We start from the raw sequence: 14,991 nt of genomic DNA, 5'->3' as shown, positions 1-14,991 counted from the left end.
GTGGACCGTCAAAGGTGCACGCGTCGAGCCGTGCGCTCGTCGTCGGCGTCGATCGCCATCATCATCACCGCGCTCGCCGTGCCCGCGCTCGCGGGCTGCTTCGCGGCGCCCGTCTCGGGCGCCGGCGCGACGCCGTCGGCCTCGGCCGAACCGTCGCCGAGCGCCTCGTCCATCCTTCCGCCGGGCGCGGATCCGACGCCGACGGACGGGCCGCTGGAGCCGGCGCCGCTGCCGACGCAGGAGGCTCCGCTGGACCAGCCGATCGCGTTCGACACCGGGGTCACCCTGCGCATCGACACGGTCGAGGCCATCGAGGTCACGGCCGAGACGCCCGGCGAGGTCTCCGGATCGGCGGTGCGGGTCACCGTCACCGCCACCAACGACTCCACCGAGGACCAGAACGTCGAGTCCGCCGTCGTCTCCGTCGTCGCCGCGGACGGCGCGCTCGGGATCGGCACCTCGGCGGGCGAGCCCGATCCGTTCGCCGGCGCCATCGCGCCGGGCGACGCCAAGACCGCCTCGTACGTGTTCATGCTCGACGACGCCGCGGGTCGCGACGTCGTCGTCTCCGTCAACTACGCCGCCGGTGAACCGGTCGCCGTCTTCACCGGAAAGGTCTCCTGACATGGCGAACACCCGCCGTCCCGGCCTCCGCACCGCCCTCGGCGGCCTCGTGGCCGCCGCCCTCGCGCTGGGCGCCCTGGCCTCCGCACCGACGGCCGCCTCCGCGATCGAGCCCGTCCCGACGACCAAGGCGCCGTTCGAGCAGCGCAACGGCGACGTGGCGACGGCCGATCCGCAGCCGACCGTGCAGATCGACTCCGGCTACGTCTGGGCGCAGGCGACGATCGGGAACATGGTCTACGCGGTGGGCAGCTTCTCGAACGCGCGGGCGCCCCAGGCGGACCCCGGCACGCAGCTGACCCCGCGGGCCAACGTCCTCGCGTACGACATCACCACCGGCGACCTGCTGCCCTTCGCGCCGCAGGTCAACGGGGTGGTGAAGGCGGTCGCGGCATCGCCGGACGGGAGCCGGATCTACATCGGGGGCTCCTTCAACCAGGTCAACGGACAGGCGCGCTGGGGGCTGGCGGCGCTCGACGCCCGCACCGGCGAGCTCGTGCCCGGCTTCTCGCCCGCCGTCGGCGGCACCGGCGTCTTCGGCATCGCGGTCACGGCGGACTCGGTCTACGTCGCGGGATCCTTCACCCAGGCCAACGGCGTGGCCCGCAAGAACCTCGCCGCGTTCGCCTCCTCGAACGGGGCTCTGCGGTCCTGGGCGCCCACCACCGATCTCCAGGCCGATGCGATCGTCGTCGAGCCGGGCGGGGCGCACATCGTCGCCGCCGGGCGCTTCGGCACCGTCAACGGCGTGACCCAGCGCGGACTCGTCGCGCTGGACCCGACGACCGGAGGCATCGACACCGGCTGGCTGGCGCCGAAGACGGTGAAGAACGGCGTCTCCTCGGGGACGTCCGCCGGCAAGGCCGGGATCTTCACGCTGGCCACGGACGACAGCGCCGTCTACGGCACCGGCTGGGTGTACGCGAGCGCGGACGTCGGGAACCTCGAGGGCGTCTTCGCCGCCAACGCGGGCACCGGGTCGGTCCGGTGGGTCTCGGACTGCCACGGCGACCACTACGGCGTGTACTCGACGGGAAAGACCGTCTACGCCACCTCGCACACGCACGCGTGCGAGACGGTGAACCTGTGGCCGGAGCAGAACCCCCGCGCCTACCGCTACATCGAGGCCTACACGACCGACGCGCGCGGCACGCTGACCCGCAGCGCGACGGCGGGAAGCACCTACGCCGACTGGAGCGGGACCCCGTCGCCGTCGGCCTACGCCTGGTACCCCGACTTCACCGTGGGCACCGCGTCGGGGCTCGGCCAGGCCGGCCTGTCGATCACCGGTTCCGGGGACTACATCTCGGTCGCGGGCGAGTTCACGAGTGTGAACAACCAGCGCTTCCAGGGCATCGTGCGCTTCTCCACGAAGCCGGCGACCGGCGCGAAGCAGGGCCCGCGGCTGTCGGGCTCCTCGTGGACCGCGACCGGAGCGACCAGCGGCCCGGGACGCACCCGGGTGACCGTCCCGCTGAACTGGGACCGCGATGACCGGGACCTCACCTACGAGCTCCTGCGTGAGGGCGTCGCCGAGCCGGTGGCGCGCAAGACCGTGCCGTCGGGGTGGTGGATGACCGGGAGCGTGTCGCTCGACGACGCCGGCCTCACGGCCGGGGCGAGCTACACCTACACCGTGCGCGCGGTCGACGGGGACGGCAACGCGGTCACCAGCTCGAGCACCACCGCGGCGGCGGGGGCCGGCGTCTCGTCGCCCTACGCGGACATGGTCCTCAACGACGGCGCCGAGCTGTACTACCCGCTCGGGAACGACACCAAGGACTGGGCGGGGACGAACCCGCCGCTGTTCGGCACGGGTGCGACGAGCACCTCGCCCGGCGCGGTGGCGGGTGTCACCGGCGAGCGCGCGACCAAGCTGAGCGGGACCTCCAGCGGCCGTGTCAGCAGCACGAACGCGCGGACCGCGGACAACGACTTCTCCGTGGAGCTGTGGTTCAAGACGAACACGACCCGGGGCGGCAAGCTCATCGGGTTCGGCAACTCCCGGACGTCCTCGTCCTCCCAGTACGACCGCCACGTGTACATGCAGAACAACGGCCGCCTCACGTTCGGCGTCTACCCGGGCAGCACGGCGACCATCAGCTCGACCGCGTCCTACAACGACAACGCATGGCATCACCTCGTGGCCTCACAGAGCGCGGCGGGTATGGCGCTCTACGTGGACGGTCAGCTCGTCGCACAGAACGCCGCGGTGACCACCGGTGACGTGTACTCGGGGTACTGGCGGATCGGGGGCGACACCCTGTCGAGCTGGCCGAATGCCCCGAGCTCGGCGTACTTCGCCGGCACCGTCGACGAGGTCGCGGTGTACGCCACCGCCCTGACCGCCTCGCAGGTCTCGACCCACCGGGCGACCGGGCTCGCCATGACGGCGCCGACGGCGGCCTTCACGCCCACGGCACAGGATCTCGGGCTGAGCGTCGACGCGTCGGCGTCGCAGCCCGGGGACGGCTCGCCGATCACCTCCTACTCGTGGACGTGGGGCGACGGCACGGCGAACGGCACCGGCGCCACGGCGACGCACACGTACGCCGCGCCGGGGGAGTACACCGTGACGCTCACGGTCACGGACCAGCGCGGGCTCACCGGGACGGTGTCGCAGAAGGTCGTCGCCAAGGCGCCGAACGTGCCGCCGACCGCGTCGGCGACCGTGTCCGCCACGGGGCTCACCGTCGCCGCCGACGGGACCGGATCGACCGACACCGACGGCCAGATCGCCGGCTACGACTGGGACTGGGGCGACGGCACCGCGCACGGCACCGGCGCGACGGCGACGCACGCCTACGCGGCGCCGGGCGACTACACCGTCACCCTGACCGTCACGGACGACCGCGGCGGGGTGGCCACGAAGGCCGTCCCGGTCACCGTGACGCACGCCGATCCGGTCGCCTCGTTCGCGCTCGCCGCGGAGGCGCTGACCGTGTCCGCGGACGCCTCCGGCTCCTCCGCCTCGGACGGCGCGACGCTCGAGTTCGCGTGGGACTGGGGCGACGGGGAGACGTCCGAGGGCGTCACCGCCCAGCATGCCTACGCCGCACCCGGTGCGTACACCGTGACGCTGACCGTCACGGACTCGATCGGCGCCTCGGCGACGAAGACACGGGACGTCACGGTCGAGGATCGCGTCTTCGCCGTCCGCGACGACTTCGAGCGCTCGGTCCCCTCGGGATGGGGAGCCGCCGAGGTGGGCGGGACGTACTCGGCCATGTACGGGTCGGCGGCGAACGGCTCGGTCTCGGGCGGACGCGGCGTGCTGACCCTGCCTGCGGGGCAGACGCGCAACATGGCGCTGGCGTCGACGCCGCTCACCAACGCCGTGATCGACGTGTCCTACTCGCTCGACCAGGCGCCCTCCACGGGCGGATCGTACGTCGGGGTGGCCGCTCGCCAGTCCGCGAACGCCGACTACCTGACGCGGGTCTGGCAGCGCTCCGACGGCACGCTGTGGCTGGTGATCCAGCGCAGCGGCACGATCCTCGCCACGAAGGCGCTCGGCACCCCGTGGGCCGCGGGGGACGTCTTCCGCCTCCGGGTGGAGGTCTCCGGGACTTCGCCGACGACGATCTCGGCGAAGACCTGGAAGGACGGCGCGGCGGAGCCGGGATCATGGCAGATCACCGCGACCGACTCCACCGCGGCGCTGCAGCAGGCCGGGTGGATCAGCCTGCACGCGTCCCGCGGTGGCGCCGCCACGACGACCGGCGCGTTCTCCTTTGACGGGCTCCGCGTGGTCGACACCACGCCGGCGCCGAACCAGCCGCCCGTCGCCGCGATGACGGCGACCGCGACGGGGCTCACGGTGGCGGCGGACGGTTCGGGATCCACCGATCCCGACGGGTCGATCGCGTCCTTCGCCTGGAACTGGGGCGACGGATCCCCGGACGGCTCCGGCGCTTCCGCCACGCACGACTACGCGGCGGCGGGGACCTACACGGTCACGCTGACGGTCACGGACGACAAGGGCGCGACCGCCACGGCCGCCCAGGCCGTCACGGTCGCCGCGGCCGAGGAGCCGCCGGGCAACCAGCCGCCCGTCGCGGCCTTCACGGCGACGGCGGCGGGGCTCACGGCGACCGTCGACGGCTCCGGGTCCACCGACGCGGACGGCACCGTCGCCGCGTACGCCTGGGACTGGGGCGACGGCACCCCCGCGGATGCCGGAGCGACGGCGACGCACGCCTACGCGGCGGCGGGCACCTACACGGTGACGCTGACGGTGACCGACGACAAGGGAGCGACGGGGACCACGACGCAGGAGGTCACGGTCTCCGGCGACGACCCGGACCCGGCGGGGAGCCCGATCGCGTCCGACGACTTCGGCCGGACGACGCCGACCGGGTGGGGGACCGCCGACCTGGGCGGCGCCTGGAGCGTGCTCTACGGCTCCGCCGCCGCGGCCTCGGTGGCGGACGGCGTCGGAAAGGTCTCCCTCGCCCCCGGCGACACGCGCAACCTCATGCTGAACGGCGTCTCTCTGCACGACGTGGAGCTGACGGCGGACATCGGCAGCGACGCGGCGCCGGGCACCGGCTCCGGATACGCCGGGCTCGTCGCCCGCGCCAGCGCCACGGACAACTACACGGTCCGCCTGTGGCTGCACACTGACGCCAGCGTGTGGGTCGTCGTCCAGAGGGGATCCACGGTGCTGACCGCCCAGCGCGTCCCTGGGCTGACCCGCGCCGCCGGCGACGTGTTCTCGCTCAAGGTGCAGGTGACCGGTGGCGCCTCGACCACCGTCTCCGCCAAGGTCTGGCGAGCAGGCATGGAGGAGCCGGCGGGCTGGCAGGCCACCGCGACGGACGCCGCAGGCCTGGACGCCGCCGGGACCGTCGGCGTGCACACCAACCGCTCCGGAGCGGCCACGACCCCCTCGCTGATCACGGTGGACAACCTCCGGGTCACGGATCTCGGGTGAGCCTCGCCGCCGCCGCGGCCCGTCGGCCGTGCGGCGGATAGGCTCGGGCTGATGTCGGAGCGCACGGGGCTGGAGCACGCCAGGGTGCCGGAGCATGCAGAGGGGGCCGCGGGGTGATGGGCGGGAATCTCGTCCTGGCCGCCGTCGGCGCCTGCTCCGCCGTGCTCGCGCTCCTGCTGTTCCGCGCCGCCCCCCGGGCGACGGTGATCGCCTGGGCCCTGGCGCTGTTCTTCCTCCCGGTCTGGGTCGGCGCGAACGTGGGCTTCTTCTGGTCCGTGGTCACGGCGATCACGCTCCTCGCGGTGGTCGCGGGGCTCAGTGACATCCGGCTGCACCCCGTGGACGCGGTGATGGCCGTGTTCGTCACCCTGATCGTCGCGCTGTTCGCCATGAAGGGCGCGACGCTCTCCGCCACCGTCATCGCCCTGCTCGAATGGGTCCTGCCGTATGTCTGGGGCCGGCTGGTCCTCGCCCGCGTGTCCGCGGACTTCGTCGTGCGGGTCCTTGCGGCGGCCGCGACGGTCGCCGCGGTCCTGGCGGTGATCGAGTTCGCGACCGGGACCAACGTGTTCTCGGAGCTCCCGCCGCTCAGCGAGTCGCTGTACGCCGAGTGGGGCCCCCTGCAGATCCGCGGCGGCCTGCTGCGCGTGGAGGGGGCATGGGGGCACTCGATCGCCTTCGGGGCGGCCATGGCGATGACCTCCGCCTTCCTCCTCGTCGTGCCCTGGCCGGTCGTCGTGCGCCTGCTCGCGCTGGCCGCCGTGGCGAGCGCCACGGTGATGACGTTCAGCCGGATCGGGATCATCACCCTGGTGCTGACCGTGGCGCTCGGCCTCGTGCTCCTGCCGGGGATCCCCGCGCGGCTGCGGTGGTGGGTGATCGGCGGCGGCCTCGCGGCCGCGGTCGCCGTCGTCCCGTTCATCGGCAGCGTGTTCCTCGACGCCGGGGACGAGGCCGGGGGCAGCGCGGACTACCGGGGCGGCCTGTTCGCGCTCATCTCGCAGGTGCAGCTGCTGGGGACGGCCGGGGATTGGACGGGGCTCACCGTCGGCGGCGACTATCTCGGCAGCTACGCCAACTCGGTGGACAACGCCTTCCTCGTCTTCGCCCTGCGGTTCGGCTGGCTGCCCTCGCTCGCCCTCATGGCGGCCCTGGTGCTCGTCGCCGTCATGGTGCTCCGGCGCCGGACGGCGACCCCCGCGGCGGTCGCCGTGGCGGCGCAGCTGCCGACCATGTTCGCCGTGGCACTGATCACGCAGTTCGGGATGTACCTGTGGTTCCTCGTCGGCCTCGCGGTCGCGTGGCGCGACCTGCGCGCATCCGGCGGCGACGGGGCGGACCTGTTCGGCCGGGAGCGTGGTGCGCTCGACGCGCCCCTGCTCACCCGTTCCGCGCGCTGAGCCCCGCAGGATCCGCCGCCGGCGGGCGGGTCACGCCGCGGGAGCCCCGTAGAGCCGCGCGCGGTGCCGGCGGATGTAGACCCCGTACGGGATGATCTGGAACAGCAGCACGCTCGCCGCGTTGGCGAGCGGCGGGGCGCACACGCTCAGGAGCGGCACGAGGGCGAAGGTGAGTCCCACCGTGCTGACCGCCATGAGCAGCGACGGGAGCACCTGGAAGCGGAGGCCCGGTGCGTCCATCATGAACATCCCGAGCGGATAGAGCACCGCCTGCAGCGTCACCATGGTGCCGAAGGACAGGATGATCCCGGCCGTGATCGGCACGTGGTCGTCGGCGATGAGCCCGAACAGCCAGGGGCCGACGAGGAGGATCATCAGGGTCGCGATCGCGAGCAGCGCGCCGAAGACCGCCCCGAACAGGAAGGGTCCGCCGCGGATGCGTCCCGCCCTGCGCTGCGCGGCGAAACGCGGCCAGAGGGCGACCCCCGTCGCGGAGACCAGCGACTGCAGCGCGAAGAACACCTGCCCCGCGACGCCGTACTGGGCGATCGCGAGCGAGGACGCGGAGAAGGCGAGGATGTACCGGGGCGCGGTCATCGCGAGAGGACCGGTGAGCATCTGCGCGAGCATCGGCCAGCCGACGTCCATCACCCTCGCCCCGGGGTGGCGGCGGGGGAACGGGAGGGCGCGCAGGGACTCCGGCAGGAGGGGCCCGGTCAGCCGGACGGCGACGAGGAACCCGAGGACCGCCACGAGCAGTGTCGCCGCGAAGGACCCGATCGCGAGGAACGGCCGCACCCCGTCGAACCCCGTGCCCAGGAGCAGCCACACGATGAGGAGCGAGACCGGGGAGATCAACCCCTGGAGGAGGATGATGATCGGGTTGCGCCCGAGCCCCAGGAGCACGCGCTGCCAGATCCCCAGGCAGATCGTCAGGCAGAGCACCGCCGTGCAGCAGAAGGCCGCCAGGCTGGCGTTCTCGATCCCCTCGGCGCCTCCCCCGAGCAGGACGCTCCATCCGTCGGTGAGCAGGAGCACGAGGTTCAGCGTGGCCAGCACTCCCGCGGTTCCCGCCATGATCCGCATCACGCTGCGGGTCTTCCGTCGCAGCAGCTCGTCGGAGCGGGGATCGTCGCTCTCCGCGAGCGCGTTGACGATCGCCGCGCCGGTGCCCAGGTCGCTGAAGGTGATGAGCCCGGGGATCGCGACGAGCAGGGAGAGGAAGGCGTAGTGCTCCACCCCCGCCTCGGTGATGACGAGGCGGGCCGAGAGCACGCCGCAGATCAGCGAGACCACCAGGGTGACCACGCGCGCTGCTGTCGACCAGAGTGCGTTCACGACCCTCCCCACAGGCCGCGCCCCACGGCATCCGGCGCCCGATCCGACGCCGAAGGACATTCTATCGCCGGGTCAGACGGTAGAATCGTGCGGAGGTCCGTCAGCGCGTCATGGGGGCGCGGGGAGCACAGCTCCTCCGGGGGAGAGACTGACGGCAACGGAGGCTTTCGGTGAAGTCGGAGAACTCGGCCTGGACGCTGGGGAGCGTCGTCGGTGCGCTGACCAAGTTCTGGTATCTGATCGTCGGGCTGACGATCCTCGGCGGTGTCGCCGGGTTCGCGGTGTCCGCGACGACGACGCCGCAGTTCGAGTCCCGCGCGACGCTCTTCTTCGCCCTGAACCAGGGCAACAGCGCGTCGGACCTGAACCAGGGCTCCACCTACACCCAGGGGCAGATGCTGTCCTTCGCGCAGATCGCGAGCTCGTCCCGCGTCCTCGGCGCCGTCATCGACGACCTCGGGCTGGATGCGACGCCGCGCGAGCTCGCACGGACGCTCGCGATCACCATCCCGCAGGACACCGCCATCCTCGAGGTGAAGGCGTCGTCGCCGGATCCGAAGGAGGCCGCCGAGGTCGCCAACGCCGTGTCGCAGGAGCTGTCCGACGTGGTGCGGGACGTGGCGCCGAAGGGCCCGGAGGGTGCCCCGACGATCACCGCATCGATCATCGACGAGGCCGTCGTGCCCGCCTTCCAGTCCTCGCCGAACAAGCCGCGTGACACCGTCCTCGCGGCCGTTCTCGGGCTGGTCGTCGGCATCCTGGCGGCCTTCGCGGTCGCCGTCGCGGACACGCGGGTGCGCAACGAGCGCTCGCTCGCCGCCGTGACCGACGCGCCGCTGCTGGGCACGGTCACCCGCGTCCGGGGCGGCGAGACGGGACTCATCGTCGTCCGCGAGCCGAAGGGCCATGTCGCCGAGGACTTCCGGCGTGTGCAGTCGGCGCTCGCCTTCGCGAGCCTGGACGGCGGCACCCGTCGTCTCCTCGTCACCTCCGCGACGCCCGGCGAGGGCAAGTCGACGTTCTCGGCCAACCTGGCCGCGACGCTCGCCGAGCTCGGCGAGGATGCGCTGCTGGTCGACGCGGACCTGCGCCGACCCCGCGCGGCGGAGATCTTCGGTCTCGAGTCCGCGGCCGGGCTCACGGATGTGGTCCGCGGAACCCTCACCCTCGAGGAAGCGGTGGTCGAGGGCGACGAGTCCCGTCCGGACCTGCTGCTGTCGGGCGACGTCCCGCCCAACGCGGCGACCATCCTCACCTCGCGCGCCTTCGAGACGATGCTCTCGGACGCCGCCGCCGAGCACGATGTCGTCATCATCGATTCTCCGCCGGTCCTGACCGTCGCGGACACCAACCTCCTGGCCCCGCTCGCGGACGGCGTCATCGTCGTGGTCGACGCGTCGCGGACCCGCCGGGCACAGCTCGCGGCGACGCTGCGCTCGCTCGAGGCGGCGGGCGCGCGCATCGTCGGGGTGGTGCTGAACAAGGTTCGCCTCGAACGCGGACGCCAGAGCTACTACACGGACTGAGCGGCTCGCGCCGCCGGCCGGGGGCGTCGGCCGCATGATCGCGGGTGTGCCGCGGCGGCTCACGCGGCGCGCGGTGCCCGGTCGGCGGGCCGCAACGGATCCGTCGCGGGCGGCAGCGTCCACCAGGCGCGGGTGTCCGCCGCCGGCTCCGTCGGCTTGTCGGTCGGCACTCTCAGATCGCCCAGGAACTGCGCCATCTCGATGAAGCTCGAGTGGTGCGGGCCGAGCAGGCGCGACGAGGCCGCCAGCAGGTAGAGGTCCACGATCGCGGCGCGCACCGCGGCGGTGGAGTTGTACGGCGCGTCGACCTCGTGAGCCACGGCGGTGGGGAACTGCTGCAGGAGCGTCCTCTTCACCTCCGGGACGTCGCAGGAGAGGTAGAAGCGGGTGCCGGGTCGCTCGGCGAGGATCGCGTGCATGCGCTCGGTGAACCAGGAGACCGGCGACGTCTGGGTCGTCTCCCGGTGGGACACCCGGTGCACGCGCAGCTGCACGCCCACGTAGGGGGCGGACGCGAGTCCGCCGTGCAGCCGGTGCACGGTCCGCGCGATCTCGTCGACGGGACGCAGCGCTCGCAGGTCGTCGGTCCACGATCCGGCCTCGGGCGGGAGGACCAGCTCTGCACCGGTCCGGATCTGGAGCACGGCGCGACGCGGCGCCTCCGTCAGGCGGTTGCCCACGTAACCGCTGAGCAGGCCCACGGCGCGGGAGGCCGCGCGCGAGACGCGCATCCCCTCGCGCCACTCCCAGAGGTCGGTGAAGGCGGGCTCGAACAGCGGGCCGCGCGGCCAGACGTAGCCGAAGCGGGCGTCGAGGAACCGCGCGTAGCGCGCGGCACCGAGGGTCACCCGCAGTCGGTTGCCGAGCCCGGCGTCCGCACCGTTGTAGGCGACCACGAGCCGGGTGGCGCTCATGGCCGGCCTCCTCGGGCGGTGGCCGGCGAGAGGGCGGCGACGTCGCCGAGGACGGCCGCCGCGACCGCCCGGCGATACGACTCGGGAGCATGGCGTCGGAGCGCCTCGGCACGGCTGTCGGCGGTGCCCGCCACGACGGAGGGCCAGTCCTCGGCGATCTCCGTCAGCGCCTCGGCGATCGCCGTCGCGTCGTCCGGCTCCACGAGCCGGGCGGTGTCGTACCCGCCTGCGGCCTCGCGCAAGCCGCTGCCGTCACTGGCGATGACCGGGCGCAGAGCCAGGATGCCCTCGACCGCCGTGTTGCCGAAGGGCTCGTCCGTCCGCGAAGGGACGACGAGCACGTCGGCGGCGGCCAGGAACGGCCAGACATCCGGATGGAACCCGGCGAAGTCCACGGGGACGGCCTCGGCCGAGGCCTGGTCCCGCAGCTCCCGATCGAACCACTCGTACCCGGTGAACACCGATCCGAGGAGGGTCACATCCACGGCGCGACCGGCTTCGGAGAGCTGCGCGGCCGCAGAGATCAGGAGGTCCGGGCCCTTCCGCGGCGAGAGTCGGCCGACGTACAGGACGCGCAGAGGTCCGTCGAGCCGCGCCCGCGGCGGTGCCGGTTCGGCGGGCGAGGCGACGCCGTTGTAGACCACGGCCGCGCGGCGGGCGAGGGGCGCCAGCGAGGCGGCGATCGTGTCCCACGCGAAGCGGCTGTTGACCAGCGCGCGATCGGAGACCAGGTGCGGCGCGTAGAGCGCCCGGTTCACCAGCCGGTTCGCCGACGCCTCCGCCTCGTGGATGTGGCTGATGGTCCGCGCCCGACGCAGGCGCGACAGCAGGGGCCACTGCGGCAGGGTGAGCGTGGAGACGTACACGGCCTCCGGGCGCAGCCGGCGCAGCAGCCGCCATCCCGCCGCCCATCCGCGCAGCGTGTCGCGGGCGAGGGTCGGCCAGTTCCGGGGGCGCAGCAGAGCCTTGCGCAGCACGAGCATGGGGATCAGCACGACCTCGGCGCCGGCCGCGCGCAGCTCGTCGACGAGCGGCCCGCTCTCCGGGAGAGCGACGACGGTGCGCGAACCCCGTTCGCGCAGCCCGATGACGCTCTCGAGGAGCATGCGGTCGGACCCGAACAGCTCGGCGCCGGGATGCACGACCAGGACGAGCGGGGCGGACGCCCCCGCCGATGCCGGGTGCGCGCTCACGCCGCCACCGTCTCCGGGCCGGCGGCGCGTCCGGTGCCGGTCGGACGCGACGGCGCGGAGGCGTCGCCGTCCGCCTCGTCGGCGCGCCGGCGGGCACGGCGGGCGGCGGGGTGCACCGACTCTCCGGCGGCGAGCCGCGCGGCGAGCTCCTCGTAGGCGTCGGCGACGTCGTCCCAGCGGAAGGCGGTCGCGGCGCGACGCTGCACGCGCGCGGCCGAGGCGGCGACGCGGGCGTCGTCCCCCTCGGCGTCGTCGAATGCGGTGGCGGCCTCGGCCGGAGTGCGGAAGAACCAGCCCTCATCGTCGAGCACCTCGCGGTTGAAGCCCACGTCGTAGGCGATCACCGCGGTGCCCGCGCCCATCGCCCGCAGCAGCGACGGGTTGGTCCCGCCGACGGAATGACCGTGCGCGTAGGTGCGGGCGTGGGCGTACAGGGCGTCGAGCAGCTCCTGGTCGTAGACGCCGCCGAGCAGCCGGATCCGCGGATCCGCGTCGGCGATGTCCTGGATCCGCTGCGTGTACTCGGCGCTGTACGGTGCCGAGCCGACCACCACGAGGGGCAGCGTCGCGCTGCTTCGCCGGTACCCGTCGACGATCTCGAGGACGTGGTTCTCCGGCTCGAAGCGCGCCACGACCAGGTGGTAGCCGGCGGGGGCGAGCCCGAGTTCCGCGACGCCGCGCGCGGGCGGTGCGTCGAGGATCGGCGCTCCGTAGCGGATGAGCGCGGTGTCGACGTCGAACTGGTCGCGGTAGTACTCGGCGATCCCGGGGGCGTCGGCGATGAGCGCGTCCGCCGTGCGGACACCGAACTGCTCCGCCCACCGGTAGTACGCCCGTCCCCGAGCGCCCCACTTCGACCGGCGCCATTCCAGCCCGTCCATGTGCAGCGCGGCGGGCACGCCGCGCATCCGCAGCAGGGGCAGGAACGGCGAGTTGGCGGCGTTGAAGACGAATGCGGCGTCGGGACGGCGCCGCGTCACCAGGTGCACGGCGGAGAGCCCCGTGTGGCTGAGCGTCTCCAACTGCTTCTGCGGCACGGCCGGAAGGTGGATCACCCGCATGCCGAGGTGCTCCCGCTCCCGCGTCGACGACCCGCGCGTGTACACGGACACGCGGTGCCCGCGCTCGACGAGCCGGCGGCCGACCTCCTCGACCGCCGTCTCGAAGCCGCCGTAGGCGGCCGGAACGCCCCTCGTCCCCACCATCGCGATGTTCAGGTTCCTGCGCATCTTGACCTCCCCAGATCGATACGTCGCCCGTTGTGTCGGCTAGTACGCCCCGTGCGGCTGCAGCATCACTCGGGCGGTGCGCCACATGATCTGCAGATCGTTCATGATCGACCAGTTCTCCACATAGCGGAGGTCCAGCCGCACGCTCTCGTCCCACGTCAGATCGCTGCGTCCGCTGACCTGCCACAGGCCGGTGATCCCGGGCTTGATGTACAGCCGGCGCGAGACCGTGCCGTCGTAGGCGGTGACCTCGCTCGGCAGCGGCGGGCGGGGCCCGACGACGCTCATGTCGCCGACCAGGACGTTCCAGAACTGCGGCAGCTCGTCCAGCGAGAGCTTGCGCAGCCACTTGCCGACGCGGGTGACCCGCGGGTCGGCGCGGATCTTGAAGAGGAGGCCGGAGCCCTCGTTCTGCGCCTGGAGGTCGGCCAGCCGGTCCTCGGCGTCGACGCTCATCGAGCGGAACTTCACCATCCGGAACGTCCGGCCGTCGCGACCGACCCGCTCCTGCCGGAAGAACACCGGGCCCGGGGAGTCCAGGCGGATGAGCAGCGCGAGCAGCGGCGTCACGATCGCGATCGGGATGAGCGCGAGCGCGGCGACGACGACGTCGAGCGCACGCTTGGCGAGGTGCTGTCCGCCCTCGTAGCTCGGGATGCGCACCTGGATCAACGGCAGGCCCTCGACCGGGGCGAAGGAGATCCGAGGGCCGGCGACGTCCGTCAGCCGACTGGAGAGCACGAGCTCCGCGGCGGTGCCCTCCAGCTGCCAGCTCAGCCTCTTGATGAACTCCGGGTCGCCCTCCGGGCGGCTGGCGACGAGGATCGTGTCGGCGCCGAGCTGCTGGGCGACCTGGGCGACGGAGGTCACGTTGCCGAGGACCGGGCGGGACACGTCGCCGACGGTGATCGCGCGGGCGTTGCCGTCCAGCAGCGTGGCGCCGACGACGTTGTACCCGGTCACCGCGCCGGTCTGGAGCGTGTGCACGACGTACTCGACCTCGGCGCGGTCGCCGACCACGAGGGTGCGCGAGGCGTAGCGGCCGTGGCGGCGCTGCGCCGAGAGCCAGCGCCGCCAGCCCCATCGGCCCGCGAGGAGCCCGATGGTGCCGAGGGGCATCGCGACCAGCAGCGGCACGCGCAGCACGGCGGGATCGGCGAACACGGCGCCGGTGGCGAGCACGCCGAACGCGATGGCGCCCGCGTGCACGACCCGCTTGTACTCGGTGGCCCCGGAACCGAAGATCGTCGCCGCGCGGGTGCGTGCGGCGGCGAGCATCAGGAACCAGAGCCCGGCCAGCGCGGCGCCGATCGCGACCGTGAGGCCGCGGCCGGTGCTCGCCGCCGGCACGATCGGGACGGCGCCCAGCGAGACCGCCGCGGACGCGCTCACCGCGGCCAGGATCACGGCGGCGTCGGTGAGACGCAGCCGGACACGATAGAGCCGCTCCCATTGGCGGCGCCGTTCGAGCGTCGGCGTGGCACGGGGCGAGACCGCCCTCGCGCGCGTCGACGGAACGGACGGCGCCGCCATGGGGCGGACGGGCGGTGTCCCCACACCGACCAGACTCACGGCGTCCTCGACCGACGTCATGTCGAGGCTCCGTGAGCCGTTGATGAACGCAAGAATCCCCAGTGCGCCATGATTTCCCCAGTTATCCCCAGACCGCGGGCGAATGCGCTCGCGGATGCGCACCCACTCCCGACCCCTCGGGCTGTCCGTCGGCTTTCCCCCCGATCCCACATCGGGGGAGTGGTCGGCACCGATCCCACATCGGTGCCCGCATCGCCGTCGGACGTGCGGATGCTGTGCTCACATTAGCGCGAAATCG

At 73.1% G+C, this 14,991-nt stretch carries 9 protein-coding genes; 4 read left to right on the top strand and 5 right to left on the bottom strand.

What is annotated here, in order from left to right; translation table 11 throughout:
* Positions 1-30: 30 nt before the first annotated feature.
* The 3 genes from K8F61_RS11245 (at position 31) to K8F61_RS11235 (ending at position 6,960) form a co-directional block, all read left to right on the top strand.
* The gene (locus K8F61_RS11245) at positions 31-624 is read left to right on the top strand and encodes a hypothetical protein (protein ID WP_231819178.1); all 594 of its coding nucleotides are present in this window, start codon (positions 31-33) and stop codon (positions 622-624) included.
* A gap of 1 nt (position 625) precedes the next feature.
* Positions 626-5,560 (top strand): PKD domain-containing protein, encoded by a 4,935-nt coding sequence (locus K8F61_RS11240; protein WP_231819177.1) that lies wholly within the window; start codon positions 626-628, stop codon positions 5,558-5,560.
* Positions 5,561-5,676: 116 nt separating this feature from the next.
* On the top strand, positions 5,677-6,960 hold the full coding sequence (locus K8F61_RS11235) for a hypothetical protein (RefSeq protein WP_231819176.1): 1,284 nt from the start codon (positions 5,677-5,679) through the stop codon (positions 6,958-6,960).
* A 30-nt stretch (positions 6,961-6,990) separates the two neighbouring features.
* Here the strand turns inward: K8F61_RS11235 and K8F61_RS11230 are convergent, their stop codons facing one another.
* On the bottom strand, positions 6,991-8,298 hold the full coding sequence (locus tag K8F61_RS11230) for a lipopolysaccharide biosynthesis protein (protein WP_231819175.1): 1,308 nt from the start codon (positions 8,296-8,298) through the stop codon (positions 6,991-6,993).
* 170 nt (positions 8,299-8,468) lie between these two features.
* On the opposite strand from K8F61_RS11230, the gene K8F61_RS11225 reads away from it, so the two are divergent.
* Positions 8,469-9,824: a tyrosine-protein kinase domain-containing protein gene (locus tag K8F61_RS11225; RefSeq protein WP_067249435.1), complete on the top strand. Its 1,356-nt coding sequence runs from the start codon at positions 8,469-8,471 to the stop codon at positions 9,822-9,824.
* A gap of 59 nt (positions 9,825-9,883) precedes the next feature.
* Here K8F61_RS11225 and K8F61_RS11220 read toward each other — a convergent pair whose 3' ends face one another.
* From K8F61_RS11220 to K8F61_RS11205, 4 genes are read right to left on the bottom strand one after another with little or no spacing between them, the layout of a single operon-like run.
* A complete protein-coding gene (locus tag K8F61_RS11220; RefSeq protein WP_231819174.1) occupies positions 9,884-10,738 on the bottom strand; it encodes an O-fucosyltransferase family protein in 855 nt (284 codons plus the stop codon).
* A complete protein-coding gene (locus tag K8F61_RS11215; protein ID WP_231819173.1) occupies positions 10,735-11,931 on the bottom strand; it encodes a glycosyltransferase in 1,197 nt (398 codons plus the stop codon). The genes K8F61_RS11220 and K8F61_RS11215 overlap by 4 nt, the downstream gene beginning before the upstream one ends.
* Complete coding sequence (locus tag K8F61_RS11210; RefSeq protein WP_231819172.1) at positions 11,928-13,160, bottom strand: DUF1972 domain-containing protein; 1,233 nt, start codon at positions 13,158-13,160, stop codon at positions 11,928-11,930. The genes K8F61_RS11215 and K8F61_RS11210 overlap by 4 nt, the downstream gene beginning before the upstream one ends.
* A 39-nt stretch (positions 13,161-13,199) precedes the next feature.
* Positions 13,200-14,753: a sugar transferase gene (locus tag K8F61_RS11205; RefSeq protein WP_231819171.1), complete on the bottom strand. Its 1,554-nt coding sequence runs from the start codon at positions 14,751-14,753 to the stop codon at positions 13,200-13,202.
* Positions 14,754-14,991: the final 238 nt, after the last annotated feature.

Origin of the sequence: Microbacterium resistens, from assembly GCF_021172025.1 — a bacterium.
Taxonomy (GTDB): Bacteria; Actinomycetota; Actinomycetes; order Actinomycetales; family Microbacteriaceae; genus Microbacterium; species Microbacterium resistens.
This window is presented reverse-complemented; position numbering and strand designations above follow the sequence as displayed.

Coding starts and splice junctions, on each gene's coding strand:
- K8F61_RS11240 (WP_231819177.1), top strand. CDS start 626: ATGGCGAACACCCGCCGTCCCGGCCTCCGCACCGCCCTCGGCGGCCTC.
- K8F61_RS11235 (WP_231819176.1), top strand. CDS start 5,677: ATGGGCGGGAATCTCGTCCTGGCCGCCGTCGGCGCCTGCTCCGCCGTG.
- K8F61_RS11220 (WP_231819174.1), bottom strand. CDS start 10,738: ATGAGCGCCACCCGGCTCGTGGTCGCCTACAACGGTGCGGACGCCGGG.
- K8F61_RS11210 (WP_231819172.1), bottom strand. CDS start 13,160: ATGCGCAGGAACCTGAACATCGCGATGGTGGGGACGAGGGGCGTTCCG.
- K8F61_RS11205 (WP_231819171.1), bottom strand. CDS start 14,753: ATGACGTCGGTCGAGGACGCCGTGAGTCTGGTCGGTGTGGGGACACCG.